General features: G+C 54.2%; 26 protein-coding genes. 10 read left to right on the top strand and 16 right to left on the bottom strand.

The window, feature by feature from the left end; translation table 11 throughout:
- Positions 1–44: 44 nt before the first annotated feature.
- The 9 genes from GWQ44_RS04740 to GWQ44_RS04700 all read right to left on the bottom strand — a co-directional run bounded on the left by GWQ44_RS04740 (position 45) and on the right by GWQ44_RS04700 (position 9,426).
- The gene (locus GWQ44_RS04740) at positions 45–755 is read right to left on the bottom strand and encodes a hypothetical protein (protein ID WP_275926735.1); all 711 of its coding nucleotides are present in this window, start codon (positions 753–755) and stop codon (positions 45–47) included.
- A 122-nt stretch (positions 756–877) separates the two neighbouring features.
- Positions 878–1,825: a hypothetical protein gene (locus tag GWQ44_RS04735; protein WP_275926734.1), complete on the bottom strand. Its 948-nt coding sequence runs from the start codon at positions 1,823–1,825 to the stop codon at positions 878–880.
- Positions 1,826–1,884: 59 nt separating this feature from the next.
- Positions 1,885–3,213 (bottom strand): DUF4055 domain-containing protein, encoded by a 1,329-nt coding sequence (locus tag GWQ44_RS04730; RefSeq protein ID WP_275926733.1) that lies wholly within the window; start codon positions 3,211–3,213, stop codon positions 1,885–1,887.
- Positions 3,214–3,243: 30 nt separating this feature from the next.
- The gene (locus tag GWQ44_RS04725; RefSeq protein WP_275926732.1) at positions 3,244–4,809 is read right to left on the bottom strand and encodes a terminase family protein; all 1,566 of its coding nucleotides are present in this window, start codon (positions 4,807–4,809) and stop codon (positions 3,244–3,246) included.
- Positions 4,806–5,264: a hypothetical protein gene (locus tag GWQ44_RS04720; protein ID WP_275926731.1), complete on the bottom strand. Its 459-nt coding sequence runs from the start codon at positions 5,262–5,264 to the stop codon at positions 4,806–4,808. The genes GWQ44_RS04725 and GWQ44_RS04720 overlap by 4 nt, the downstream gene beginning before the upstream one ends.
- On the bottom strand, positions 5,257–5,784 hold the full coding sequence (locus GWQ44_RS04715) for a hypothetical protein (RefSeq protein WP_083333557.1): 528 nt from the start codon (positions 5,782–5,784) through the stop codon (positions 5,257–5,259). Before GWQ44_RS04715 ends, GWQ44_RS04720 begins: the two co-directional genes overlap by 8 nt.
- The gene (locus GWQ44_RS04710; RefSeq protein ID WP_275926730.1) at positions 5,771–6,271 is read right to left on the bottom strand and encodes a hypothetical protein; all 501 of its coding nucleotides are present in this window, start codon (positions 6,269–6,271) and stop codon (positions 5,771–5,773) included. Before GWQ44_RS04710 ends, GWQ44_RS04715 begins: the two co-directional genes overlap by 14 nt.
- A 20-nt stretch (positions 6,272–6,291) precedes the next feature.
- Complete coding sequence (locus GWQ44_RS04705) at positions 6,292–7,062, bottom strand: hypothetical protein (protein ID WP_275926729.1); 771 nt, start codon at positions 7,060–7,062, stop codon at positions 6,292–6,294.
- A gap of 165 nt (positions 7,063–7,227) precedes the next feature.
- A complete protein-coding gene (locus tag GWQ44_RS04700; RefSeq protein ID WP_275926728.1) occupies positions 7,228–9,426 on the bottom strand; it encodes a hypothetical protein in 2,199 nt (732 codons plus the stop codon).
- 496 nt (positions 9,427–9,922) lie between these two features.
- Between GWQ44_RS04700 and GWQ44_RS04695 the strand changes: the two genes are divergently transcribed.
- The 5 genes from GWQ44_RS04695 (at position 9,923) to GWQ44_RS04675 (ending at position 14,753) form a co-directional block, all read left to right on the top strand.
- Entirely contained in the window at positions 9,923–11,203 is a 1,281-nt protein-coding gene (locus GWQ44_RS04695) for a hypothetical protein (RefSeq protein WP_275926727.1), read from the top strand.
- A gap of 60 nt (positions 11,204–11,263) precedes the next feature.
- Positions 11,264–11,989 (top strand): hypothetical protein, encoded by a 726-nt coding sequence (locus GWQ44_RS04690; RefSeq protein ID WP_275926726.1) that lies wholly within the window; start codon positions 11,264–11,266, stop codon positions 11,987–11,989.
- A gap of 143 nt (positions 11,990–12,132) precedes the next feature.
- A complete protein-coding gene (locus GWQ44_RS04685; protein ID WP_275926725.1) occupies positions 12,133–12,465 on the top strand; it encodes a hypothetical protein in 333 nt (110 codons plus the stop codon).
- 716 nt (positions 12,466–13,181) lie between these two features.
- A complete protein-coding gene (locus GWQ44_RS04680; protein ID WP_275926724.1) occupies positions 13,182–13,715 on the top strand; it encodes a hypothetical protein in 534 nt (177 codons plus the stop codon).
- A gap of 54 nt (positions 13,716–13,769) precedes the next feature.
- Complete coding sequence (locus GWQ44_RS04675) at positions 13,770–14,753, top strand: hypothetical protein (RefSeq protein ID WP_275926723.1); 984 nt, start codon at positions 13,770–13,772, stop codon at positions 14,751–14,753.
- Positions 14,754–14,760: 7 nt separating this feature from the next.
- On the opposite strand, the gene GWQ44_RS04670 is transcribed toward GWQ44_RS04675, so the two are convergent.
- Both GWQ44_RS04670 and GWQ44_RS04665 read right to left on the bottom strand, forming a co-directional pair.
- Positions 14,761–15,375, bottom strand: a complete 615-nt coding sequence (locus GWQ44_RS04670; protein WP_275926722.1) for a hypothetical protein — start codon at positions 15,373–15,375, stop codon at positions 14,761–14,763.
- Positions 15,376–16,075: 700 nt separating this feature from the next.
- On the bottom strand, positions 16,076–17,167 hold the full coding sequence (locus tag GWQ44_RS04665; protein WP_275926721.1) for a site-specific integrase: 1,092 nt from the start codon (positions 17,165–17,167) through the stop codon (positions 16,076–16,078).
- 142 nt (positions 17,168–17,309) lie between these two features.
- Here GWQ44_RS04665 and dusA point away from each other — a divergent pair, with 142 nt between their 5' ends.
- Positions 17,310–18,290, top strand: coding sequence for a tRNA dihydrouridine(20/20a) synthase DusA (dusA, locus tag GWQ44_RS04660; protein WP_275926720.1), 981 nt, complete (start codon positions 17,310–17,312; stop codon positions 18,288–18,290).
- A gap of 178 nt (positions 18,291–18,468) precedes the next feature.
- Positions 18,469–19,395 (top strand): transaldolase, encoded by a 927-nt coding sequence (gene tal / locus GWQ44_RS04655; RefSeq protein ID WP_016968053.1) that lies wholly within the window; start codon positions 18,469–18,471, stop codon positions 19,393–19,395.
- A 74-nt stretch (positions 19,396–19,469) separates the two neighbouring features.
- On the opposite strand, the gene rssC is transcribed toward tal, so the two are convergent.
- Together rssC and rssB are read right to left on the bottom strand one after the other, a co-directional pair.
- Complete coding sequence (rssC, locus tag GWQ44_RS04650) at positions 19,470–19,952, bottom strand: anti-sigma factor antagonist RssC (protein WP_016968051.1); 483 nt, start codon at positions 19,950–19,952, stop codon at positions 19,470–19,472.
- The gene (gene rssB, locus GWQ44_RS04645; protein WP_042942123.1) at positions 19,952–21,133 is read right to left on the bottom strand and encodes a two-component system response regulator RssB; all 1,182 of its coding nucleotides are present in this window, start codon (positions 21,131–21,133) and stop codon (positions 19,952–19,954) included. The genes rssC and rssB overlap by 1 nt, the downstream gene beginning before the upstream one ends.
- A 276-nt stretch (positions 21,134–21,409) precedes the next feature.
- Here rssB and GWQ44_RS04640 point away from each other — a divergent pair, with 276 nt between their 5' ends.
- Entirely contained in the window at positions 21,410–21,709 is a 300-nt protein-coding gene (locus GWQ44_RS04640) for a PilZ domain-containing protein (RefSeq protein ID WP_016968047.1), read from the top strand.
- Positions 21,710–21,775: 66 nt separating this feature from the next.
- Here GWQ44_RS04640 and GWQ44_RS04635 read toward each other — a convergent pair whose 3' ends face one another.
- On the bottom strand, positions 21,776–22,462 hold the full coding sequence (locus tag GWQ44_RS04635) for a VacJ family lipoprotein (protein ID WP_016968045.1): 687 nt from the start codon (positions 22,460–22,462) through the stop codon (positions 21,776–21,778).
- A gap of 204 nt (positions 22,463–22,666) precedes the next feature.
- On the opposite strand from GWQ44_RS04635, the gene GWQ44_RS04630 reads away from it, so the two are divergent.
- Both GWQ44_RS04630 and GWQ44_RS04625 read left to right on the top strand, forming a co-directional pair.
- The gene (locus GWQ44_RS04630) at positions 22,667–23,287 is read left to right on the top strand and encodes a hypothetical protein (RefSeq protein WP_016968044.1); all 621 of its coding nucleotides are present in this window, start codon (positions 22,667–22,669) and stop codon (positions 23,285–23,287) included.
- A gap of 122 nt (positions 23,288–23,409) precedes the next feature.
- Positions 23,410–23,673: a DUF4404 family protein gene (locus tag GWQ44_RS04625; RefSeq protein WP_016968042.1), complete on the top strand. Its 264-nt coding sequence runs from the start codon at positions 23,410–23,412 to the stop codon at positions 23,671–23,673.
- 60 nt (positions 23,674–23,733) lie between these two features.
- Here the strand turns inward: GWQ44_RS04625 and queF are convergent, their stop codons facing one another.
- Positions 23,734–24,564 carry an NADPH-dependent 7-cyano-7-deazaguanine reductase QueF gene (gene queF, locus GWQ44_RS04620; RefSeq protein WP_016968041.1) on the bottom strand — a complete coding sequence of 277 codons (831 nt, stop codon included), beginning with the start codon at positions 24,562–24,564 and terminating at the stop codon, positions 23,734–23,736.
- A 67-nt stretch (positions 24,565–24,631) separates the two neighbouring features.
- Positions 24,632–25,168, bottom strand: a complete 537-nt coding sequence (locus tag GWQ44_RS04615; protein ID WP_275926719.1) for a cupredoxin family protein — start codon at positions 25,166–25,168, stop codon at positions 24,632–24,634.
- Positions 25,169–25,255: the final 87 nt, after the last annotated feature.

Here is a 25,255-nt window from a genome sequence, read left to right as displayed (position 1 = left end):
TGTTTGACAGCAAACCACTTTCAGGTGTATCAGGACTTGACGTATTAAGTCGAAGGCCCCGAATTCAAGAAGTACCCAAGAATAGTAAAGAAAGCGCCGCCAAAAATCACCAGTGCATTGATAGCTATGAACGTCTTCCAAACCTTTCTATTTCGAACATCTATGTATAGGAGCCATAGCCTCCAGTAGTAGTCAAAGACCGTATGCCTATGCAGGGCACTTGATTTAGAGGCATATTTAAAGAATTTGGCAGAGAGTTTTTTTATTTTTTGGTCAGACAGGTGACTGGGATCTTTGTACATCCCTAAAATAATTTCCTTCTCGTTAAAAGATACTAGATCTGACTTACACGGAGCCATAAAAACAGTTACACCGCCTGAAGGTGATTGGGAAAACCACATCACCGCCCCATTTTCTAAATGGGTCTTAAGCCTGACTCTCGAAACTTTGCTCTCAACCCCGTCAACGTTTCGAATTTCTTCAAAATTCTCAACACCTCTAAGCCCTAGCCGCTTTGTCATGCAAGTAATCTGCAGCTGATTTAGCTTATTGTTGACCGGGATTTCCTCTGCGAGGGGGTGCAGCCCTCCGTGAACCCTAATACCTCCGTACCATTCAGCTTGCGGCGAGCCTTCGATCTCTTTAAATAATGTCCTGACGCGCATCTCCATGTCAGTCCACATCACTCTCCTGACGAAGACCCGGCTTGAGTCCGTCTCTATCTCCTTAGCGTACTTCTCAAACGCTTTTTTCACTGACCACCTCCCTGAAATTCGGCAAGCATACCGACAGGGAGGCCCTTTGACATCAAAACATGGTGTGTGGCCTACCTCTCTTCCGAGCGATGGCTCACACAGAGTACACACGAGTGAAGGCATCACTCGCCAGGTGCGGTTTGGGCGGTCTTTTTCTCTAGACTGCACAACATGACGATAGCCGAGGCAGTCATGTGCAGAACGTATGCAGCAATCTCTGGCTCGACTTCGGAGACCTCCGAGCCTTGACCGTGCCCACCCTCCTTATTCCTGATGGTTGGAACACTGCTTTCCAACAAGGTTGAGAGAGCATTCAGGTGGTTCTGGTGATACGACGGCAGGAAGTTATTAGCCAGGAGTACAGCCAGAAGCCTTTTCGCTGGTGAGGCCTTATCGTACTCCCACCCTCGCAGCTCTAGCACAACCTTAATGGTACTTTCAAATGCCTTCAGCGCGTCGTTCAGGGCCTCTTTAAGGTTGCCGTGCCGATAGTGCTCGTATGCACCAAAGAATTCATCCCTTGGGCCAGCGTACTCAGACTGATTCAGGAAGCTTATGGCGGGCTTGACCGCTTCTGTATGAAGAAGCTCGGAGTCAATTCTAAGGACTCTTCCATCACTTACTTCGTAACCCTTGCCATGCTCTTTGAATCGCGTGTTTAACTCGGAAACACACTCATCAATGTAGGCACCAGTGTCTTCCTGAGGATACCGATACGTATAGGACTTATCTCTATAGGATTCCGCGATTACGAAGCAGAGCTCAATGGCATCGAGAACCCTGTCAATATCCTGTTCCAGTGATATGAACTGGCCAAGCTCATCCATTGCTGAAGCCCGAGCATGGAGACCTGCCACAAGCTTGTAGACCCCATACTCCCGCCGCAGGACTTCGCAAATGCTTCCGTAATTTCGCTCTAGCTCGTTTCGATCCTGAATGCCAAGCACATCATCGATCACATAGCATATTTGAGCTCGGAGGTTGGCACTAAAATTATCGTAGGTATAGACATCAGGTTCCAGACCGAGCTCACGCTTCCTACGTTTTGAATACAATTCGATGACTGGCATAGACCCTCCCGGCGCTGTGAATGGGAATCATAGCGAGCCGTGGGCCCTTTGACATCAAATCAGGCGGCGACGTACTCAGTCGCAAGCCTGTCTGCGTTGTCCTCGATCGAGAAGTCATTGCCCATAATCCCTCGGCGCTTGAGCTCGCGAAGGTATTCGTACTGACTAAGATCACCATTTGCACGAGCGGTAGCTAGCGCAGTGAGCTCTTGGGCGTTGGCATTGATGCCGTAGTCAGTGTTGATGTCGACTGCGAACGTGGCGTTGCTTACCCTGCTGAACCTCGCCAACATTCCAAATACAGTCTTGAGCGCCGACGCAGTTGCTGCCGCCATTGATGCGATCTGGTTGTTGTTGTCCGAGGCATTAAGTGAACGGCCTGTTGCTGTCTCGACAACCCCTGTGTTCTGCAGCATCTCGTTGCCATACGAGGCCATCAGCACCTCCAAGTCTTGCAGGCTGTCGCGTCCAGCGGTAATGGCAGCGCCAGTGTGCTCAACGAACTTCAGATCTGCGCCTTCGGCACTGCACATGATCGCGCTGTCGACGCCGATTTTGACCACGGTGCCCTCTGGAATGCCTTTGCCGAATAGGATTGGCACTCTGGCAACGTGGAGAATGTTGTCTTGGTCGCTCTGGGACTGCCAGTGCTTGATGTTGAGGTAGGCCAGGTCTTTCAGGGGCGGATCGCAGAACAGAGTGCCCCTGGTGTCAGCGGGGTTCGAATGGATCGGCACCACCGGAATCTCCTCAAGCCCAAAGTCCCTCCAGGCTTCGATTTGCACATAATCAGCGCCGTCAGACTCTTGGAAAATCGACCACAGCACCTTGCCATTGACCTTCCTGAAAACACGCACCCTGCAAACAGACTTTTCACCCCATTCGCCGTCTTCAATAGTGGCCTTTTCAGAGATACGGATCTCCCGCAGCTTGTCATCCTCGTCGAGCTTGTAGCCCAAGATGTCATCGCCTGAAAGCCGATAAGCGTAAGGCTGCCCACCGCCTACAGGAGCATCGACGCACAGGAAGGAAGCCCCATTCCAAAGAGCATCCTGGAAGGCCATCGCCGCTAGCGCACTTACTGAAGTCCCTTTGCCGTCGATGTTGCTGCTGAACAGTTCGGCAAGCTCTGGATGCGATTCCGAAGTGACAGCTACAGGTCGGGAGAATGGCTTTGCAGACAAACTTTTTACGACGCGGGCCATCCGGTTGTTCAGTGTCGTGCGGCATAGCCTGGCTTTGTAGGATTCAGGAGTTTCCCCGGCCATTTTGTGGAGGAATTCCTGGCTTGCTGCGCGCATGGCGTCGGTACCACCGCGCAGTGCGCGAATGGGGCGCCGGTCTGAGTAGAATTTGGAGCAGATTTCGGACTTGTCTTGTACTTTCACGGTCTTTTCGACTCTTATTATGGCGTTTATTTAAACCAATATCCCATGGGAAACCGTGGCCTGTGGGCGCTTCCAGGTCAGGCGATATGCCAAGGCGTCCCAGCTGTGGTCATCCGCGCCCTTGGCCACGCTGTCTGGCTCATCTTCATCTCGATACAGATCCGGGATCGTGCGTGTGAGGAATTTGCAGCCTGAAAAAACGTAGATATGGGGCTTCTCGGGGTTACGGTCGGCAGTAGCCTGGAGGCGCTCGAACATCAGCTGCGCTGACGTGATTCTGCTGCCGGCGCGCTTGTCGGATTGGGAAAAGGTCATGCCTTCTTTTCCCAGCTCCTTTGCTACGGTTGGGGCCGTTCCATTGTCGACCTGGGCGCCGTTGAAGATCTGATTGTCCGCAGGGCCAGCTGCGATACGAGCATGGTTTTTCAGCACTGTTGTCTGCAGCTTTACCTCACGGGCTTTCAAGCGCGCACCGATCTTACCGGCACTGAGAAACAAACCGAGATCCCGTTTCTGCTGCTTGCCATCAGGCGTCAAGGGCGTTCCGTAGTCCTCGCCGCAGATGATCAGCGACCCCTTGGGCGGGCAGAAAACCTTGCCACCGACCATGATGGCCTCACCATTCGCCTCTGCAGTCCACAGGCAGCAAAACGGAGTCGACTGACCGTAGTCGAATGCGCGATCCACCTTCCACGCTGCCGGAATCTCGAAGGGCTGCAGGATATGCACGTCCCTGTTCCAGACCTTGCCAAACATGGCAGTGTCGTCGACAACCTCCCAATTCCCGAAAAGCCAAGCTTCCCGCAACATGGGATCTGCGATGTTCATCAACCAGGCCTTGTATTCCAGGTCGACGTATTTGTTTTCAAAAACCGTCCCGAAGATCGCACAGCGCTTCCACTCGATTTCCTGGCTGTTGCCGTCTTCGTCGACCAGGGTTTTGATGGTGCGCTCGATCTCGCCGTTGCGTTTGCCGTCGATGAATCGTTCTTTCACCCAGCGTTTGCCCACTCCCCAGGGGTTGGTCATGGCTCTGACCTGTTTCGGGGGCATCAGGGGCTGCCGGGCTGTAGGTTGGTACGCCGTACGGAGCGTGGAGAGCAATTTTTCGTAGATCTCGTCCGTTGCCCACGTGGTCAGCTCATCAAAGCCAATGTATGTGAACTGCTGGCCGTGGAATTTGGCTTCGTATTGGGACGCTTTTTCGATGTATTGAAAGATCAGCTGCTCGCCGTCCGGGAACGCCCAGGTGCGCTCAGATTTGTTGTAAGTCGCGCCAGGGAAGAGCCTCGGGAAGACCTTTTCCGCCTCGTTGATCAGGTCGCGCAGAGCGGAATACTGACGACGAAGAATCACACCGCGCCAGTACGCGCCCCAGCCCTTACCGACATGCTGCGCAAACCCCATCAGCAGGCACGCGGACTTGCCATTTCCCCGAGTGCCATGGAAAAGCACCTCGTGAACCAGGGTGCCTGGCTGGCCCACGATGAGGAACATTTCCTGCGAGCTCAGACCGCCCGATTTGTTCTTGGTTGGCTCCCAAATCACTCTGCGAACGGCGGTATTCAAAGCCTTGCGGGGCAACATCGCGGTCATGCCGGCAACCCCTCAAAGCCCTTCAATCCCGCTCCGCTGTTTGCGCACAAAGCTGGTGTTTTGCTTACAAACACGGCTTCGAGCAGGATCAGGGATTCCAACGCTCTTGGCTCGGGGTAGCGAGGATCTGGGTCGTGCGCTTGGTAGCCATCCCAATACACCGCGTGCAGGCCATAACCACTACGCGAAAGGATCGTCAGGATCGCAGGACAGCCTCGGACAATTTCGGAGTTGCAGGGATTTCCGGGGCGACCGAGGTGTGTGTAGAACTCAGGGAATGTGACGTACTGATTTTGAATGCCAAGCTGTGTGAGAGCGTTTGCTGTGTCTGCGGCTGTTGTGCCCAGGAGGTCGGATTGAGGCGCAAAGAGGGTCAGTGCCTGGTCATAGCTCAGGCTGAGCGCTGTCGCGAATGAGGCGATCCCACAGTCGAATCGGGTGCGCTGCTTAATCATGACCTGACTTCCTCGCCTGGGTTGACGATTTGGCAAGGTCTACGGCTGCGGCCTGCTGCTGAATGAGGATGGCTTCTAGATCTTGGCCTGCGGCGCCTCCAAGGGTGGGGATGTTGGCAATACCGGAGTTTTGCTCGCCGTTCGTGTCGGTTTTGATCGTGACTTCTTTGCGATCGTAGTCACCGAAAGCATCCGGCATGCGGCGAGCTAGGAGCTTTTCGGCAGCTTTGACGTCACCCATTTTGATTGCTTTCTGAATTGTGTCGATCGCCGGGAGGCAGGATAATTTCCTGGCAAGCTCAACGGACTCCACAAGCTCTACGCACAGAGCCTCATCAGGAGTCATTTCATCCTGTTCAACCTCATCTGCGATCAAGGCCCTGCCGAGTGCTTGCCACTTGTAAAAGCCAGCTTCTGAGACACCGGCAATGGCGCACGCGAGCTCGATAGTGGTTGTCCGCTGGACACCATCTACGATTTTTTTCACGAGTTTTGCTGAGAGTTGATTAGCGCGGCGCATCGAGAAACCTCACGCCAAACTTGGCAATCATGAGGGCATCGCTGATGCCGTCATTCACGCCACGGGTGCCGTCCTTCTTCAGGCGCTTGCCACGGTAGATCTCGTCAGAGCCAAAGACTTCGAAAGCGATCTCACCGATCTGCTCTTTGCTCAAACCAGTGAGGCTTTGACCACCGCGCCAGGCCTGCGGACGCTCAAGGCGATAGAGGAAGCCCAGGCACTCCAAAACTGCTCTGACAGCACCATAGCCGTCGCCAAAACTGAAAGCCCCAACAGCCCCTTCGCCTGGCCTCGTGCCAACAAGCTCCAGCACCGCCAGGTCAATTTTGAATTGAGAAAGCCGAGCGAAGAGTGCCCCGGCATCAACTTTATTCTTACCACCAATGTCTTTCACGGGCATGCGAAAACAATCAACGAGCTGGAAGCACTCGTCAATTATTGCAATACCACCTGAAAGACCCGGATCGATACCTAGGATATGTCGCATGAGGACTGACTTTATTATTTTTATTGTACAGTCATTGTAACACTTGCTGATTGTTGTTTGTGCGCAAACAGGGCCGGATTAATGAGAAGCTGGTCGATATGCCTAACGTCCTTATGCTCCCCAAGTTGAGGAAGGTTCACGCCCGTATTCTCTACGAGCCATTGACGTCTTTCACTTTTTATCCAGGCACCTTCCTGACCTTTGTAGCAATAGTCAAAGCCTTCCTTAACGCACCAGTCCTCAAGAGTCATTACCGAGCCATCTTTACGAGGCTTGCGAATCATCCATGGGCACTGGATGTTAGGAACGGTCAGGATAAATACGTGATGTATGCAGTTTTGCTTTGCGGACGCAATGTAGCTTCTGGCTGACTCAAGATTGGCGATGACGCCCTTGCCCTGATACCAGACTCTATTGTTGAGCGGATCGACCCAATCCGGAACGTGCTTGTGCTTAACGTAGTAGTAGACCTCAAGACCCTTGGGTTCATATGCAAAACCCTGCATGCCGCCAAACTCAGAAGCACTGAACTCTGCCCAACTCCGGTAAGGGCGCGGATACTTTGGAAGATCTGGGGTCTTTATGATTTCTTCACCATCCAAGAAGTGGCGAGCGTATGCTTGTCTGTTGTAATCATTCCATGGAAAGGCAAGTTCAATCTCATGTACAGCTTCGGCGCAAAGCTGCAATAGTGCCCTGGAAATTTCGCGATAACCGTAGGGCTTAAGAAGCAGAGCCTCATTCTCAGGCGTCTTAAGAATCTGAGTAATCAGGTGTGGATCGGCATTCATGTCGCACTCTCTTATTATTATATTGTGTTGCTTATGATCTTATTATCGTTAATGAGCAAAACCTGGCGCAACACCTAATTGCGCGATTTATTCAATTATCTTAATTCTTTCTTGCGTCGGACAACTTGCGGTGAATAAGGGGCATCCTTGCCCCCAGGCAATCCCTTAAAGCCCTGTGTATTCTTTCATTTGCTCAAGCGACTTCGAATCGATGATGTAGTAATAACCCGACTCACCGCCATCTTTCCGCTTTGTTTTCAAACCATGGGCTTTGAGGATGTCGGTGATCGCTCCTTGCTTCGAACGATCAGAAATTAACTTGGACTGCCTGGGCATGTTGAAACCCGCAAGGAGCACTTCAGCGCGGCACTCGTTTAGATCGTCGTAAGCTTCGACAGAGTCAGCAGGAGTCCATGATTTGGTTTCAGTCATGCCCTTGAATACACGCACCAGGACGCGATGGAGCCTCGACACTGAAGGCTTATGAAGGTCTTCGAACTTGCGGAGCTTCGCTTTGCCTTCGCCTTCCTTCCAGAATTCGGCATCAGCGAAGGACAGGTCGGTTTTCCGCAAGTGCAGTTCAGCCTCGGCTCTGATCGCGCTGAAGTACTCCTTGTGGCTGGATGCGCCATCCCTGACCAAGGCTTCAGCAGCTTTGATGTTAGTCATTGGGATCGCGTCCAGGACTGCCTTTGCGACGTCGATTTTCAGGGCGCGACGGACTTTGCTGTGCTCTTTGAGACCTTCCTTCGCTTGATCATCATTGTCGATCTGCTTCGAGACACTGAAGCCTTGGCGGCGCAGCTCAATGGCAAGGGTGAGCTGGATGTTGTCTTTCAACCAAGCCGCTGACTTTCTGTGATGATGGCGGAGCTCTTCAAAGGCTGTCTTTGGCCCATTCTCGAACTCTACTTGCACAAGCTCGGAGGTGCGGTTCTGAGGGTTTCTGACGCCCACCACGAAGGCCGTGGCCAGACGGTCGCGACGGAGCATCTGGATCGCGCCTTTAGGGCTTACTGACCCTTCAAACAAACCGAAGTGTTTGGTGAAATGACCCGAAGTGATGCTGATCGCGGACTTCATTGCCGGCGAGTAGATCAGGACGTCGTAGTCAGTGCAGTTGGGGTTCTTCAGGAACAGCTGCTGGTCAGCGTAACCGCCAGTTGTCGAAGTGATCAGCATGACCTTGCGGCCAGCACGCTCCAGCTCCAGGCCCATGGCAGCGGCGTCCCTCTTGTTATCACAGGCGATGAGGGTGTTCTCGACCAGTGCACTATCCATCGCTTGCTTGCGCACCTGATTGATCGAGCTGAGTTGGATCTCGATGTCGCTGTGAACGGCATCTGCTTTGAAGACCACAACAGGGCCCTTTCCTTTGCTGATCAGGTCGAAGCAGGATTTGTTGATGTCTGCGTCAGCAAACACGACGTTTGGAGCGTTCTTCACTACGGCCTGGAGAGCTGCCCAAACTTGATCACGATCGCGGACGGTGCCGTCCATGACGTGCTCGATCACTTGGCTGGCCTCGTCGATCACAACTAGGTCTGCCTGCGCGATGAAGCCAGCGAATCTCTCAGCGATGAGGGAGTTGACGACTACTTTAAGGCCGAGCGCGTCGTTCATTTGACCTGGCTCTACATCTTGGTAGTCGACCAGTCCGGGAACGTCGAAAGCTTTGACGATCGAGCGCAGGGGAGAGATGAAGAGCACACGCTTGCCTTGAGCCAGGAACTCTTCGATGTGATGTTTCAGGACGATAGAGGTTTTGCCGAAGCCAGTGTGGCATTGCAGCAGAGCCCTGCGTGGCACGCGGAAAATCTTATCTCTGATCTCTTTGGCGCTGAGCGTTTTGTACGTCAGTAGATGGTCAAAAGAGCCTGTGCTCTGATCAAATTTATCCGAATTGAATTTGACAGCCGACTCAAGAAGGTCGCGTGCCTGCATTTCTGTGAGCAAATCATCGGTGTCGATAGTATCGAGAGCTTCATCAAAGTCCATTCCAGCGAAAACTTCAGCCCCCAAGACTTTTGTGGAAAAAGCAATCTTGGCCTCGATGTCGCCAGAGCCATTCATTACAAGACGAACAAGAGAGGCCTTGTCGATGTCGTAAACGCTCTCAGCAATCACCGCCTGCCTTTCAGAGTCGTACAGGCCAGACGCTGTGCTCATGGCAGCTTTAACGGCCTTCAAGCAGTTTGGCTGAACATTAATGTATCTCTTGGCTCGCGGGTATTCGGATTTAAAGTAATGCGCCGTTTTCAGGCAGTCAATGGCAGGCACAGACCTGAAGCCATCAATCACTTCCGAATGACCGATGAGGTATTTATTTGATTGGGCGCCAAGGATAATCGATTCGTACGACATGATTCTCTTCTCTTTTTGTATTGTGTGCTCGCTGCACATTTATATTGTTGAGCATGAGCAAAACGCAGCGCAATACCTTTTGGGGTTGACACTTTGGCATATTGAGGTATGCAAGTAACGCTGGGTTGATTGGGAGCTATTGAGGTAACGCCCGGTTGATTTCGGTTGCGCAGAGATGCGGTTCGAGAGCAGGACGTAACGCAGCGTTGTGATTTCAGTTTTTCTTAACCAGGTGACTTGACCTGACTCCTGGCTCGGGTTTGTATAACCTCATCACAAAGCATCTGCACCCTCAACCACCCCTTTTCTTTTATAAAAGGAGAGACCCGTTGCAGGTGAGGAGTTTTTTTGGTTAAGAAAAACGGAAGTAGATTTCCCTTTCATATACCTCGACTTCCAAAATTGACAAGCGAAAAAGGTGTTGCGCAGGCTTTTGCTCATATTCAACACTGTAAATGTGCATGAGAGCACGACAATAAGAAGAGAGAGCATCACAATGAAATTCGGCATTCAATATTCAGCAGCAACCCGCCAGGTAAAAAATTGCCAAACAGCCAGCTTCAAAGAATTTTTCGAAAATGTCCTACGTGACGAGAACGTAGTAGAAGAGAAAAGAGGACATACATTTACTCCTGCGATCTTCAGACACCCCGAACGATTGATCGAACACGCGATGGAGCTATCGATGATCGTGCTTGATGTCGATCAAAAGCTCCATGACGACATTATCACCCTGGAAGAGATGGAAGATGCCTTGCTCGACATGAACTTTGAGCACTGCATATATACATCCCACAGCAACACTGCCGGATACCCGCGTTTTAGGGTCGTAATGCCATTGGATACCCCAATTCAACCGGAGTCTTTGCCAGCAGTAGCAGCTGCGGTTATCGAATGCCTTGACGGATTTTTTGATGGCCGTTTGATTAAAGTCCTGGATCGATGCTGGCAAGAAGTGTCGCGTTGCTATTACACATTCATGTCACACCCAGAGCGTCGTAACGGAGCCATCAGCTTCTATAACCCCGGCAAGCCCTTGTGCGCACTGGATCTCAAGCTAGCTCAGAGCTCGTACGGCCTCGACCTCGAATCGTCAACTCCAGGCAAGCCCCGCAAGCCAGGCACAGCCGTAGGCGCAGCAGGCCGCAGCTTCGAGCTGAACCGCATACTCGGTGGCATGTTCGGTTCGGCAAACGAAGAGCAAATCGTCCATAAAATCCTTGAGGTCGACCAGGAGCAGAACCCTGGGAGCGAATACTTCCGAGACCAATCTTACGCTCGACACAAGCCACGCCCAGGAGAGAGCCAAAACGCCGCCGCCCTCCGAGCATGCCGCTCATGGGTCAAATCGCACCTGAACTGGCTCCGCCGCAAAGCCCGTGGAGTCGACAGGACGGTCGTGAACCGCAAGGCTCAAAGCAAACAGCCAATGCCTACTCACGAAGCCATGATTAAGCTCAAGGACTTCAAACCAGGCAAGACCAAAGCAGGCGGCGAAACAGCCTTGGCCGAATTCGAAATCGTCAGCGGCGAGCACGCAGGCCGTCACGTCTGGCACCGCTTCTACGGCAATGGCAACCACCCCATAGCAACCAAAATCTCCAATGAGATGCTCGAAAAATTCAAGACCGCCGCCAGTCTTCCAACAGCCAGCTTCGACGATGCTTTGAAAGCAAAAGGCGTTATCGTCCACGCCCGGATCAAGCTCAAGGCAGGGACTGGGGGATTCCCTGATCAAAACGAAATCGGGACGTTCTTCACTCAACCCCTGTCGTGATATGGTCGGCCAGCCTGCGGTGCCATCATGGGCTGGCCCCCACCTTACGAGACCTAGGAAATGGATATTCGCTTCTTCTTCGAGCAACGCCTGGCCTTTATTAAGCAGCTGTACCTGAGTGGATCTGCGCCATTCGATGAGCGCAAGCGGAAGATCGAGAACGAAGAAGACCCGTTCATCCCACCGTACAGCGAAGATGGGGAGCCGCCGTTTATTAGTGAATGGATTGAAGCAGATGCCTCCATACAAGTTTTGGGTAGCTCGTGCCTGTCAATGCTGTCGGCAGCCCTGCATCTCTATCTGACCGAATGGCACCGTCTTCTGGGAACGCCACCTGGGCCATCTCTGAAGTCGACATTCAAGAACAAGGGCTGGCCCAACGGGTACCGCGCCTTTTACGAGGCTCATGGCTCAGATAGCTTCAGCACAGGGCCATTCAATTTCGACCTCATCGTTGAGCTGGTGCTCGCGAGAAATAGCATCCAGCACCCCGACTCATTAATTTTTGATACCTATCGATACACTGACGAAGACCTGGCCAAGATGCCAAGCCCGTTTTTCATCAGCGATCGCGATAAGGAGTTGTCGGAGGAGCTCGGGGAGCAAGGGCGTAACTGGCTGATGAGGCCTAACATCCATATTGATACTGAAAAATTCCTCCACGCCCTGGATCAACTCTCTGCTTTTGTCGAATGGCTCGAAAAACAAGGCGAGACCATCATGCATAAGCGTTATCTTGCGAGAAAAAAACAGCGCGAGATAGAAAGCGGCGCTGACCAAATTTGAAATGAGCCCCTACCCAGGGGCTTTTTTACGCCCTCACGATTTGACACCCAACTGCTTTCAGGTATACAGCCGAACAACTATTGCACTGAGAAATACTCACTGAGATAATAACGGTAAAAGAACAAAAAAACCGGAGTACCAAAATGTTTGACACCCACTCAGTCACTGACAAAGAAATCGAACAGCTACGCATTGGCAAACTGCCTGTGACAACTGCAGGACTTATCTATAAGTCTTTCTTCAGTCAGGATGAGCACAGCGCTCGACAATTGCTGCGCCATGCCTTTGAGTACTTATTCACCATCGACAAAAAGGGCAACCCTCACAACGAGACAGTGTATCGTTTTGAAGTAGAGTCCCGAAATGAAGAAGACCCGAGGGGCCTCGACGTTTCTATCTATAACACTGAGAAGAATGTTGCACTTCATCATGTTGTCATAGACAGACGTGGACTAGACCTCTTAGCCGGGGCGTAAGATTTTTTCTTTGCGCGCAAACCCACCAATCTTTGCACTCAAAAACCCAACTGCTTTTGATTTATCCCCACATACAGCTTAATGGCAGTGGTAATATAGAGGTGTAGGCAGCTTCTTTCTCTTCCTGTCTGCTTCTTTGTTGTGTGCTGCACCCAAGCCCTGACCAGGTTCCCCTCTCTTTCCTGTTCGGGGCTTTTTTATGTTGCCAATTTGTCAATTTCGTTGCCATTCGTCAGAGAAAGTAATGAGAGAAAGTTGGGGCAGTGTCAGACAACTCCCGGAATTGCTGGGCTTGCTGGGAGTGGTTGTCTGACACTAGGTATTAGTACACTTAGTTGATTATTTCCCGACGGTTTACAGGGATATTGATTGCTCTTAGCCTTGTGCTGGTCGGTTGACGACACAACAGAAAAGAGAGCGAAACGATGGGCATGTACGAGCGGATTCCGAATGACTTGATCACTGCCAGCGAAGCTGCAGAGGTCTTGGGTGTGAGCCTGAACACGCTGAAGACCTGGCGCACCAGGAATTCGAATTTGGGCTACTTCCGTGGTCATAATCGCGACATTCGTTACTCACTAAAGGAATGCCAGCAGTACTATCGCCGCTCGTTCCAGCGTGTGGTACCTGGATCTGGGTCTCAGTGAGCCGCTCACCCACCTGACAATTTATTATCAAAAATGATAGTTTTTTGTTGAGTTAAATGAGGGCTGATGATGAATCGAAAGCTGCTGCTGGAATCCTGCAAAACGCTGGCTGCAGCCGGGGTCTGGTGCATCCCCGAGTCAACCCTCAGCGCATGTGCGGGTTACCCTGACAAGCTATACCTGCGGGTTGCTCTCACTCGACATGTCAACGCTGGGCTGATCGAGCGCCTGGGGCCAAAGCTCTACTCCAACCCGTTTCTCAAAGCGCCATCTTCGGCACTGTTTCGCTTAACCAATTTTCTAAGGCCGGCAGACAGCTTTTATTTGAGCTGTGAGTCCATCCTGAGCGAGCATGGTTGGATCAGCCAATTGCCTTTCTGCCTGACCTTCGTCACTACGGGCCGCAGCTATCGATACAGCACCTTGCTCGGTGACATCGACTTCGTGCACACGGAGGAAGACCCCGACTGCTGGGTAGGCCATCTCCAGCGCAATGAAGATCGTCAGGTATGGGAAGCATCCCCCGAGAAGGCCCTGACTGATCTCAGGCGCTACAAGCGCAATCTCGACCTCGTCCTTCCCGAATCGGAGCGCCCGGAATAGCCTCTGACGGCGTCATGGCATATTATCCCCGATATTTGCACTAGGTGCCGTACCATGGCAAAGCCATCCGAAATCGAGCTAAAGCGAAATCAGCTCGCACGACTTAAAGCTAATCTCGACGAGTGCGGGTACAAACTCGCTGAGCCCCTGGCTGTGGATGATCCCCATACAGCGATTTTGCGCGCAAACGCGCTGTCCCAGCGCCTTAGCCTGGGGATGCTCATCTCAAGGGGTGGTGAGACCAAAGCAGCACTCTCGAAGCAGCTCGCGCAGTTGCCAGAAGTACAGGACGTGTTCGCGTTTCAGCAGACGCCTGAAGTCCAGCTAAGGGTGGGCAAGATCGCAAAGTCGGATGAGCAAACGTATGTCGAGCTTGTTGCCGAATTCACCAATTTGCTCGCCGAGCTAAATGCCCTTGAGGTCGACCAGGGTGAGGAGGTTTCGAGGCCAGAGGACATATCAGCCCGAATAGAAGCGGCGCCCAGAATCGGAAGACCTCCAAAGTCGCCGATTGAAAATTTGGACAGAGGATTGGCCGAAAATTACGGCATCGGGCGCCTGGCTTTAGCGAAAGCAATGATCAACGAAGAGTCACCGCGAACCATGGGGCGCCCAGCTCGCACAGTGGCCAAGGTTGAGGCTGACTACAGCAAGCGCAAGCAGGACTTGGACAATTCCATAACTGATCTCGAATCCAAGCTCCAGGGCGTAGAGATTCACGATCGAGCAGCAAAGATCTACCGAGACGCCCTTGCTCAGTTCAAAAGGCTCGTAAAGGAACTAGGCGGGGTCGACCAAATCGAAGCCAGAGCGGAGGTGAACCGCCTGGAAGCCCATCTTAAATTCCTCAAGGCCGATCGCAAACGCTACATTGAACTCGGCGAGCCCGATCTGCCGCTTGAGCACCACAACTCCCCCCGGTATCACCTTTTGAGTGCAAAGGCGGAGCTGGCAGCCGTCCGCGACGTATACGACCAACTGACGCTACCTCGGGAGATCAAGCGCCTTAAAGAAGTGGAAGCAAAGAAAGCCAAATAGCTAGAGTTCAAGCATCAGGAAATGGATTAGCGGCAGGTATTTTGACCCAAGCTATTGCCACTTTCGGCATGGGCTTTCCCTCTATCAGTTCAGGGCCAGGAGTGATCACAAACTCTCCATGCAGGTAAGCGATGCTCAGCGACTCGTGCAGGCCAGGCCCGATCAACGACAGCCATTCACTTTTTCCGACCCTGATTGCGCGCTTGAGCCTGTTGATGCCATAGACGATTTCGTATCCGCGCTCCGAGAGAAAGCCAACAACGTCATCGTCACCGAATCTGCAGTGCTTCCTTGCATTGGCAGCCTTTGTGATCACTCGCAGATTCCAAGGTACATGCAGCCCGCAGACCCTCTTCCCTTGGATCGGGATGATGTGATCAGCTTCGTGCTTGATGCCCGTCTCTAACGTGCGCTGCTTGCATTCAGCGTAGATAGCCTTGATTGCCTTATTGTCGACCCAGTCAGGCGTAGCCCACTCCAGAGCATATTTGCGCTGCTCAGCAGTAAATTTCAGAATTTCCCTGCGCCTTTCCACACGCATCTGAGCGTTAGGGTCGCCTGCTGCAGCAAGCAGCACATCATCTCGCTCAAATTGCCTCATCATCGCCTCCGTGCTGATCATGGCGATATGCAACCACCAGCATAGCCAGAAAGCAATTCCCCTTTGTTCCCAAAAACCCCGCCAGGCAGCTCCGAACGGGGTTGGGTCATGGGGCGGCTAGAGCCAGATAGAGCAGATGTACAGGATCATCACAAGCACAAAGAAACGCCGACACCAATTTTTGATGGTTTCCATTTCCGCCCCCGATTGACATATTATGGCATTTATTTAATCATAATCTCGCCTCCAGACAAGGGCAATGCCCCGGTTTTGCTGGGTATTTCACGCTTTTTAGCCACGCGGGGCTGAAATAGTACACCAAGTGTGTTTTCAGTACATTGCCAATTTGTCAATGGTGTATCTTAACATTTCCGACGAACGGTCTTGCCAGCAATTCGATTTGGCAACATATTAATTGGCAGGGGCTGCGTGGTGTCGCCCGTTGTGAGCACTGGAAAGAGAGATGAATGCGTGCGTGAAGGTAGAAAGGTTTGAGCTAGCTATCGATGATGCTGCTGCAGAGCGGGAGCGTGCGAGGCTTGCAGAGTCGCTGGGTTATTTCACTGAGGGCCAGTTAGCCACGCTTGCCGGCGTAAAGCGGTCAACGCTGGAATCATGGCGTAAAAGGTCGAAAGGCCCAGACTACATTATGTTCGGAAATGCGCCCCTCTACCCAATCGCAGACGTGAAGGGCCACTTCAATTCACTTGCTCAAGCGAGGTCAGACAGAAGTCACATCAGGGCTGCTCTGTGACTGATCCTCACCGGCTCTCCGAAGGGCTTTTCGACGCTCAACAAGATGCACGGATTCGGCCTTGATATGGGTGTAGCGTCGCAGCATCTTCCAGTCCTTGTGACCAGTGAACAAGGACACTGCTTCAATATCGAGCTCTCGCGAAAAGAGATCAGTAGCAGCGGTGTGGCGGAGATCATGAAACCTCAAATCATCGATGCCAAGAGCTTGGCAAGCACGAGTGAATGAAGCACTCACTGACCTAGGGGCGTAAGGAAACAGCCTTCCAGTTTTGCGACCACTCATAGCTTTTGTGATTGGCTCAACGAAGTCATCCAGAACCGGCACCTCGCCATGGTTACCCAATTTTTCAGTCGGATGCTTCCTGTCTCTGACGAGCATAACTCGACGCTCTAGATCAATGTCCTCAATCCTCAGCATGCAGATCTCTTCCTGCCTGAGCGAAGTCAGCACGGCAAATTCGATGACCGCAATCATGTCGATCGTGTTTCGTTTCATCCTCTGATAATGCTCACAAAGCTTTGCAAGCTCACCAGGGCTGGCAACTCGGGTACGCTCATTTGAACGAGTCTTGAGGCCACGCCTAGCCAACGACCGCTTAACATCCAAAGTAATGTCTGGGTCGAGATTTAGATTTCTGACATACCTGGCCCAACTGAGGACAGTTCGCATGTAAGCGAGATCGATGCCGATAGTGACGCCACCGGCTCCCTCTTTGACTCGGCGATCCACGAAATCTCGAACCACAGCCTCGCTCATGGCCCTTAGCTTTACATGACCTAGCTTGTCTTTCAGCGACTTCAGTACTGCCTTTTTGTTCTTTCCAAAAACCTTCACACCGCCAACATGCTCTTCGTAGACGCTGACGAGATCTTCGAAATTCGCATCTTTCGGCGGATCAATGTAGTCACCGCCAGTAGACAGCTTGAGCTGCTGTTCAATCTCCTTTGCCCACTTTTTTGCGATTTTCTCCTGGTCAAAGGTCTGAGATCTGTAGAATCCACCGACCCTCACCTGAGCCCTGGTCTTGCCAGATGGAAGCTTTGTGAACGTAGCCATGCTCGTGTGCACCCCGTGTGCAATTCGATAGGCACATATTATAGACATTACTGCTACCCATTAGTCACCTCGTGTGCACGCCGTGTGCACTCAGGGCGCCAAAGCGCGTAAAATGGGTGTATCACGTTAGAAAAAAACACTTATGAATCAACAAGTTATGTCGCGTATATTTTCCGTGGCACCCATGATGGATTGGACGGACCGCCACTGCCGCTACTTCTTGCGCCTACTATCCAAACACACCCTGCTCTATACCGAAATGGTCACTACCGGTGCGTTGCTCAATGGTGATCACGAGCGTTTTCTGCGCTATCACCAGAGCGAGCATCCGCTGGCGCTGCAATTGGGCGGCAGTACTCCGGCAGATCTGGCGGCCTGTGCACGAATGGCTCAGGAACATGGCTATGACGAGGTCAACTTGAATGTCGGCTGCCCTAGCGATCGGGTGCAGAACAATATGATCGGCGCCTGCCTGATGGGGCACCCGGCACTGGTGGCCGATTGCGTGAAGGCCATGCGCGATGCCGTGTCGATTCCAGTGACGGTCAAACATCGGATCGGCATCAACGGCCGTGACAGTTATGCCGAGCTGTGTGATTTCGTCGGGCAGGTCCATGAGGCCGGTTGCACCAGTTTTACCGTGCATGCACGCATTGCGATTCTTGAGGGGCTGTCGCCCAAGGAGAATCGGGATATTCCGCCACTGCGCTACGACGTGGCCGCGCAATTGAAAGCCGACTTCCCGCACCTGGAGGTGATCCTCAACGGTGGTATCAAGACGCTGGAGGCCTGCCATGAGCATCTCCAGACCTTTGACGGGGTGATGTTGGGGCGTGAGGCCTATCACAATCCCTACCTGCTGGCCCAAGTGGACCAGCAGTTGTTCGGCAGTGGCGCGCCGGTGATTTCCCGTGCCGAGGCGCTGGCGCAATTGCGGCCCTATATCGCCGAGCATCTGGCAAGCGGCGGCGCCATGCATCACATCACTCGCCATGTACTGGGACTGGGGACCGGCTTCCCCGGAGCACGCAAGTTCCGCCAGTTGTTGTCGGTGGATATCCACAAGACCCAGGACCCATTGGGCCTGCTGGATCAGGCTGGGCAACTGCTTGAAGGACGCTAAGCGTCAACCGGATTGAACCTGATGCGGCTTTTGATATCTGAATAACCTGAAATCTGTCCCCGCATTCAGACAGCTGTTTTCAGGTCACCGCCCCCGGTGCCGCCGTAAGCCTTTCGCGCCCTTGAGCGCCTGCCAGCGCTCGGGTAATGTCATCAGACCCATAGGACAGAGCACGCTCATGACTTCCAAGCTGGAACAACTGAAGAAAATCACCACCGTGGTGGCCGATACCGGCGACTTCGAGGCCATTGCCCGGGTCAAGCCGGTGGACGCCACGACCAACCCTTCGCTGCTGCTCAAGGCCGCGGCCATTCCCGGCTATGCCGATCTGCTGAACGCCTGCGTCAGCGATTGCAAAGGCGATGTCGGCCTGGCCAGCGATCGCTTTGGCGTGGCGGTCGGCCAAGAGATCCTCAAGGTCATTCCCGGCCGCATTTCCACCGAAGTGGACGCACGTCTGTCGTTCGATACCGAGGCTATGCTCAAGCGTGCCCATCGCCTGATCGAGCTCTATGAAAAGGCCGGCGTGGGTCGCGACCGGGTACTGATCAAGATTGCCTCCACCTGGGAAGGCATCCGTGCCGCCGAGCAACTGGAGCGCGAAGGCATCCAGACCAACCTGACCTTGCTGTTCTCCTTCGCCCAGGCCGTTGCTTGCGCCGAAGCCGGTGTATTCCTGATTTCGCCATTCGTGGGACGAATCTACGACTGGTACAAGAAAGCCACCGGTAACGATTACGTCGGCGCCGACGACCCGGGCGTGCAGTCGGTTACCCGCATCTACAACTACTACAAGGCCAATGACTACAAGACCGTGGTCATGGGCGCCAGCTTCCGCAATCTGAACCAGATCGAGCAACTGGCTGGCTGCGATCGCTTGACCATCAGTCCGGATCTGATCGAAAAACTGGCCGCCGACACCGGCAAGCTGGAGCGCAAGCTGAGTCCGGGCAAGACCGGTGAGGCCCGCCAGAGCCTGAACGAAGCGCAGTTCCGCTGGGCTTCCAACGAAGACGCCATGGCTACCGAAAAGCTGGCCGAAGGTATTCGCCAGTTCGCCCGCGACCAGGAAAAGCTCGAAGCCCTGCTGGCTGCCAAGTTCTGATAGCTGCGCGGCAATGCAAAAAGGGCGAACCCTCACAGGTTCGCCCTTTTTTCATGCGCAAACGCCTCAGTCGATCAGTGACGCTCTAGAGCGTTCACCAGGTCATGGAAGGCTTCGCGATTGGAGTCATTGAGCCCCATGAGGATCTTGTGCGCCTCCAGGACCTTGATCCGCACCACTTCCTCGGATTGATCCTGGGACGGCAAGTCGGTCAGGCATTCCGGGCAAGGTATCGGACGATCGACGATGTTGAACACCTGATCGAAGCCCATGGACTGCAACAGCCGGGTGATGTCTTCGTGGGTGGTGACAACAGTGGGCAACAGACCGACTTTTTGCCGTGACAGGATCGACAACTTGGCCAACAGGCCCAGGGTGGTGCTGTCGATGCTACGGGTTTCGGTCAGATCGATGACGATCGCCGAAAAATTCAGCGCAGTGAAAATTCGCTCAATAGTTGCATCCAGCGCCGAACACAAGGTCAGGCGCACTTCACCGATGAACTTCAGGACGAAGGTGCCATCCTGCTCGGCGAACTGGATTCTACCGGTACTCATTAAAGGTTCCTGCTCAACACTAACAGGGCGATATCATCCGGCATCTCCCCTAGCGTGGCCAATCCAAAAACTTGCCGCAGGCCATCCAGGCTGCCGCCCGCTGCTCTCACCCGTTCGGGCAAGGCCGCTTCTTTTTCTTTGAGTGTAGGCTCGGACAAAAGGTCCAGGATCCCGTCGGACATCAGCGTCAGGCTGAACACCGGCGGCAATTCCAGAATATGGTCCTCATAGGTCGCCTCGTTGAACAGGCCCACCGGCAAACCACGCCCTTCCAGGTAACGCACACTGTCCGGGGTGTACAACACCGGCAACGGCAAATGCCCGCCAATGCTATAGGTCAACAAACCAGTCTCCTCGTCGATGACTCCACCGACCATCGTGACGTGTTTGCCCAGCTTACAGCTGATCAGGCCACGGTTGATATGGCCCAGTACTTCCGAAGGCTTGAATTCCGGCAAGGTGCCATTGCGCTTGGATTCGAACAACAGCCGAGTGGTCATGAACTTCAACAGCACGGTGACAAAGGCTGATGAGGCGCCATGGCCAGAAACGTCCGCCAGGTAGAAGGCAACCCGACGCTCATCGACACGGAAGTAGTCGACGAAATCTCCCGACAGGTACAGCGATGGGATGATCTGGTGCGCAAAGTTGAATTCGTCGATCGACCAGGGACTGGTGGGCAGCATGTTCATCTGCACTTGGCGACCGGCATTCTGGTCTTCCTGAAGCAAATTGAGGCTTGCTTCAAGTTCGCGATTAGCGGCTTCGAGCTTTTCCCGATAACGCTGGTTTTCCAGGAGCAGGCGCGCTCGATCAAGGGCTCGGCGCACAGAGTGCTCGAGCACGGCCAGATCTTCCAGCGGCTTGATCAGGTAGTCAGCCGCCCCCAGGCGAAGGGCTTCGACTGCATCGTTCATCACGCCCGCACCCGACACCACAATCACCGGGGTTTGCGGAGACTGCTCGGTTACTTGACGGATCAGCTCGAGACCGCCCATCTGCGGCATGCGCAGATCGCAGATCACCAGATCGGGATGGTCGTGCTGGAATACCTGAAGACCCTGCTGGCCGTTAGCAGCCTGCAGTACGCTGAAGCCACTGTCTTCCAAATAGGCCGCGAGACTTGCGCGTACTACTTCGTCGTCATCGATTATCAGCAGCGTGGCACTGGTTTTTTGCATGTGGGCAAACGGCGCCAGAATTAGGTTGGCGTAGCTGGCTTGGCCCGGGGCCTGGCGCACGCTACTGGATTCGCTTTCTAGCCACTCTGGAAGTGGAGCCAGGACCTTCAGCCCTGCACGCCCGCCTATCAGAGGTGCCCTTCTAAGGCGCAGACGGTACTCCCATCCGCGGGGCGTTTCAAGCTCATGCCGATGGTCGCCTGACGTCTTTACATCGCAAATCACCGGGAGTTATAAAAACCGATAAAACCGCAACTCAATCGCAGGATGGAACCCATGAATCAAAACCAGCGTGACTACAGTGAAAAGCGCGATTACATCCGGATGCGGGTGGATGCCGAGGTCACGCTAATCCACCAGGGACAGGTGATTGAAGCGGTCTGTATCGACCTTTCCAGCAGCGGCATGCAGGTTCAGGCGCCCCGCTCGTTCCAGGTCGGTGATCGCCTGAGCGTGCGCATCGACTCCGACCACGCAGCCTTGAAAGGGCTGGAAGCAGAGACTGAAGTGGTCTGGATCAATGGGCTTGAGGGAGGCGGTCAGAAACTTGGGCTTACAATCCTTAAAATGAAGTAAAAATCTCCCCCATGAAAAAGGCGGCCCAATGGCCGCCTTTTTAGTGACTACCGGACAGTCGCTCGATCAGAAATCGTCTTCGACCTTACCGTCCTTGACCTTGAATTCACGATTCTGCAGGTAGGCATTACGAATGAAGGTGTACTTGTCACCGCGTATCAGTTTGTCCGCAGACAGCAGGCTGGCACGGGTATCGATGATATCCACGCCAATGGTGGTGTTGCGCGCAGGGATATCGTTCATGTAGCGATAGGGTTCGGTGTAGCTGTCGACATACTTGGCTGGTGCATCACGCAAAGTGCTAGGACCCAGCAACGGCAGCATTACGTAAGGACCACTACCCACTCCCCAGTAACCGAGAGTCTGACCGAAATCTTCATCGTTGCGCTGCAGGCCCATCTTGGTGCCGACGTCGAAGAAGCCCGCCAGTCCCAAGGTTGTGTTCATCAGCAGACGCGCCGTATCCACACCGGCAGCACGCGGCTTGGCCTGAAGGATGTCGTTGGCCAGGTTGCCGACGTCACCCAGGTTGCGGAACATGTTGTGGATGCCGTCTTCAAGAAACTGCGGCGTGACCGCCTGGTAGCCTTGGGCCAATGGCTTCAGAGCATAAGTGTCGAGGGTATCGTTGAAGGTGAAGATGGGACGGTTGATGCTCTCCCACGGATCTTCTTCAGCCGCCTGGACGACCAGGGGAGCCAGCGTCACACCGGCACTCATACATAGCGGAACTAGATAACGGCTCCAGCGCATAGCAGGAAACTCCTTGGGTTGTTCTCTCTTGGGGCTATGCCCTGAGGTTAGGCTCGGGAGTATAAATCGGATACGCCGGTTTAGGCAGCATCACTGCAATCAGGCTCAACGCGTCGGACCGCCAGTCCCGCTCAGGGTCACCCGACTGTCACTTGCGTGTCATCTTGTCCCGCTAGCCTCGATGGGTATTTCAAGGACGTTGATATGCCCCAAGCCGACGCCTCAACCCAGATTGCCGCGCCCTTGACCGCCGTACTCTTTGGCCTCAGTGGCTGCCTGGTGGATTTTGGGGCGCGTACGCGCCTGCACAGCTCCACAAGCCCCGGCCCGGAACAGGCTCAAGCCACACCGGGCGCGTTGGCAACCCTGCAGCACCTGCAACAGCAAGGCATTCCTTGCGCATGGCTGGAGCAACTACCAGCCGCCAGCGCCCGCCAGCTAGCCGCAGCACTGCCGGAATGGATCAAGCCCACCCCTGCCGTCCCCGCTCAATGGCCCGCGCCCGACGCCTGCTGGCAGGCATTGATGTCGCTCAAAGTGTCGCGCCTCGATGGCTGCGTGCTGGTCAGCGGCGAACCACAGCTTCTGCAGTCGGGGCTCAACGCCGGCCTCTGGACCATAGGCCTGGCCTCCTGTGGTTCGCTGTGCGGCATGACACCCAGCGAGTGGCAGGCGCTGAGCCAACAGGAGCGCGAGCTCAAACGGGGCAAGGCCACATTGCAACTGTTCGGCCTGGGAGTGCACTCGGTCATAGACCACCTGGGAGAATTGCGGACCTGTCTGGCCGACATCGAACAACGTCGACTCAAGGGTGAAAAGCCCTGACATAAGCCTGTTGATCAGGATCATGCACAGTGCCTGGTAGTGGATTACTCTAAGCCGTGGGCATGGATCTTTGCTTCAATCGCGCGGTCCATCCCTGTGCCTATCAATGAAGGGAGAACGCCATGCCTGCCCGCGAACTGCAAGAACAACTCGATACCCTGCGCGAGCAATTGGAGCAGAACCCACCGCTTTCGGAAGCCGAGCGCGCCAACCTGCATGACCTGATGCAGCAGATCGAGCTGCAACTCAAGCTGGAAACCAGCACCCATGACGCCAGCCTCGCTGACGGCGTCAATCTGGCGGTGGAACGCTTCGAACTGGAACACCCGGCCATTGCCGGAACCCTGCGCAACATCGTCCAGACCCTGGGCAACATCGGTATCTGATGGCGTCCGACAACAGCGCCTCATAAAAACAAAGCCCCGCATCATTTGCGGGGCTTCTGCTTACTGGCGAACCAATCGCTGATTGGCGAACTCCACGGTTTCGGTACTGCGGTACGGATTGATATCCAGCCCGCCACGACGCACATAGCGAGCGTAGACGGTCAGTTTCTCGGGTTTGAGCAAGCGCTGCAGATCAAGGAAGATCCGCTCCACGCACTGCTCATGGAAATCCGAGTGCTGACGGAAGCTCACCAGATACGCCAGCAAGCTGGCGTGATCCAGCGCCGCCCCCCGGTACTCCACCACCACGCTGCCCCAGTCCGGCTGGCTGGTTACCGGACAGTTGGACTTGAGCAGATGGCTGTGCACGCTTTCCTCCACCACGCGCGAAGCATCGCAGCGCAGCAGTTCCGGACGCGGGTGCTCGTAACTGTCGACATTGATGTCCAATTCGTCGATGCACACGCCGGGAAGCGCCACCACACCCTCGGCCTCTACTTCCTGCAAGCTGCGGATACGCACCCCCACCGGCTTACCGGCAGCGGCCGAAAGATCAGCGCGCAAGGTGGACTCAAGCGTCGCGCGGTCAGCGAATGGCGTCTGGTTCAATGAGTTGAGATAGAGCTTGAAAGACTTGGACTCGATGATGTTCGGCGAATCCGCAGGAATGCTGAACTCAGCAATGGCCACCACCGGCTTGCCCGACGGCAGCAACCAGGACAACTCGAAGCAATTCCAGAAATCCACACCTTTATAAGGCAGGGTATCGGCGCTCAAGCCCAGCTCGGCCCATTTCGCCGCCCGAGGAATCGGGAACAGCAGGGATGGGGTGTATGTAGAGACGTATTCACTGGACTTGCCCAGCGGCGAATGTTCGGCTGCGGGATGCATGGCGGAAACCTGACTGAAGAATCAGCGGATTCTACCAGCCTTTGCTCCCGCCTTTGAGCCCCCGAACTCAGGGAGTGACCGTCAGCTTGCCCACCATCCCGGCCTGGTAATGCCCGGGAATGTTGCAGGCAAACTCCAGGCTGCCGCTCTTGCTGAAGGTCCAGGTCAGTTCGGCCTGCTTGCCCGGCTCCACCAGTACGCTGTTGGGATCGTCATGCCGCATGCCATGGTCCATGCCTGCCATCGCCCCATGATCCATGGCCTGCATGCCGGTGGGCGTGAGCATCCCGCTCTGTTGCATCTTGAGCATTTCCTGCTGGTGCTCGGCATGCATGGCCGCATTGCCCAGGTTGAACTCATGCAGCAGTTGCCCCTTGTTGATCAGTACAAAACGCACGGTTTCCCCGGCCTTGATCTCCAGGGCCTTGGGATTGAAGGACATGTCACCCATCACCACCTCGACACTGCGACTGGCCTTGGCTGCCGGTGCCGGCTGGCCAAAGTCGTAGGACGCTGTCGGCGAAGCCCACAGCGGCGCGCTCAATAGCATCAGGCAACCGACCAGGATCGATCGGCCTGGCCACAACAGCTTCTGCATACTCATCATCAGACTCCAACAAGATCGGGATTCAGCCTGTGGCACACTCTAGAACCCTGCCGCTGCCAGCCAGCTGACAAACAGATTACAACT

Origin of the sequence: Pseudomonas sp. 3MA1 (assembly GCF_029237275.1) — a bacterium.
Lineage (GTDB): Bacteria > Pseudomonadota > Gammaproteobacteria > Pseudomonadales > Pseudomonadaceae > Aquipseudomonas > Aquipseudomonas fluorescens_AP.
This window is presented reverse-complemented; position numbering and strand designations above follow the sequence as displayed.

What these genes read in the sequence shown, in the direction of transcription:
- GWQ44_RS04735 (WP_275926734.1), bottom strand. Translation starts at nt 1,825, where the DNA reads ATGCCAGTCATCGAATTGTATTCAAAACGTAGGAAGCGTGAGCTCGGT.
- GWQ44_RS04725 (WP_275926732.1), bottom strand. Translation starts at nt 4,809, where the DNA reads ATGACCGCGATGTTGCCCCGCAAGGCTTTGAATACCGCCGTTCGCAGA.
- GWQ44_RS04720 (WP_275926731.1), bottom strand. Translation starts at nt 5,264, where the DNA reads ATGATTAAGCAGCGCACCCGATTCGACTGTGGGATCGCCTCATTCGCG.
- GWQ44_RS04715 (WP_083333557.1), bottom strand. Translation starts at nt 5,784, where the DNA reads ATGCGCCGCGCTAATCAACTCTCAGCAAAACTCGTGAAAAAAATCGTA.
- GWQ44_RS04710 (WP_275926730.1), bottom strand. Translation starts at nt 6,271, where the DNA reads ATGCGACATATCCTAGGTATCGATCCGGGTCTTTCAGGTGGTATTGCA.
- GWQ44_RS04705 (WP_275926729.1), bottom strand. Translation starts at nt 7,062, where the DNA reads ATGAATGCCGATCCACACCTGATTACTCAGATTCTTAAGACGCCTGAG.
- GWQ44_RS04700 (WP_275926728.1), bottom strand. Translation starts at nt 9,426, where the DNA reads ATGTCGTACGAATCGATTATCCTTGGCGCCCAATCAAATAAATACCTC.
- GWQ44_RS04695 (WP_275926727.1), top strand. Translation starts at nt 9,923, where the DNA reads ATGAAATTCGGCATTCAATATTCAGCAGCAACCCGCCAGGTAAAAAAT.
- GWQ44_RS04690 (WP_275926726.1), top strand. Translation starts at nt 11,264, where the DNA reads ATGGATATTCGCTTCTTCTTCGAGCAACGCCTGGCCTTTATTAAGCAG.
- GWQ44_RS04685 (WP_275926725.1), top strand. Translation starts at nt 12,133, where the DNA reads ATGTTTGACACCCACTCAGTCACTGACAAAGAAATCGAACAGCTACGC.
- GWQ44_RS04680 (WP_275926724.1), top strand. Translation starts at nt 13,182, where the DNA reads ATGAATCGAAAGCTGCTGCTGGAATCCTGCAAAACGCTGGCTGCAGCC.
- GWQ44_RS04675 (WP_275926723.1), top strand. Translation starts at nt 13,770, where the DNA reads ATGGCAAAGCCATCCGAAATCGAGCTAAAGCGAAATCAGCTCGCACGA.
- GWQ44_RS04670 (WP_275926722.1), bottom strand. Translation starts at nt 15,375, where the DNA reads ATGATCAGCACGGAGGCGATGATGAGGCAATTTGAGCGAGATGATGTG.
- GWQ44_RS04665 (WP_275926721.1), bottom strand. Translation starts at nt 17,167, where the DNA reads ATGGCTACGTTCACAAAGCTTCCATCTGGCAAGACCAGGGCTCAGGTG.
- dusA (WP_275926720.1), top strand. Translation starts at nt 17,310, where the DNA reads ATGAATCAACAAGTTATGTCGCGTATATTTTCCGTGGCACCCATGATG.
- tal (WP_016968053.1), top strand. Translation starts at nt 18,469, where the DNA reads ATGACTTCCAAGCTGGAACAACTGAAGAAAATCACCACCGTGGTGGCC.
- rssC (WP_016968051.1), bottom strand. Translation starts at nt 19,952, where the DNA reads ATGAGTACCGGTAGAATCCAGTTCGCCGAGCAGGATGGCACCTTCGTC.
- rssB (WP_042942123.1), bottom strand. Translation starts at nt 21,133, where the DNA reads ATGCAAAAAACCAGTGCCACGCTGCTGATAATCGATGACGACGAAGTA.
- GWQ44_RS04640 (WP_016968047.1), top strand. Translation starts at nt 21,410, where the DNA reads ATGAATCAAAACCAGCGTGACTACAGTGAAAAGCGCGATTACATCCGG.
- GWQ44_RS04635 (WP_016968045.1), bottom strand. Translation starts at nt 22,462, where the DNA reads ATGCGCTGGAGCCGTTATCTAGTTCCGCTATGTATGAGTGCCGGTGTG.
- GWQ44_RS04630 (WP_016968044.1), top strand. Translation starts at nt 22,667, where the DNA reads ATGCCCCAAGCCGACGCCTCAACCCAGATTGCCGCGCCCTTGACCGCC.
- GWQ44_RS04625 (WP_016968042.1), top strand. Translation starts at nt 23,410, where the DNA reads ATGCCTGCCCGCGAACTGCAAGAACAACTCGATACCCTGCGCGAGCAA.
- queF (WP_016968041.1), bottom strand. Translation starts at nt 24,564, where the DNA reads ATGCATCCCGCAGCCGAACATTCGCCGCTGGGCAAGTCCAGTGAATAC.
- GWQ44_RS04615 (WP_275926719.1), bottom strand. Translation starts at nt 25,168, where the DNA reads ATGAGTATGCAGAAGCTGTTGTGGCCAGGCCGATCGATCCTGGTCGGT.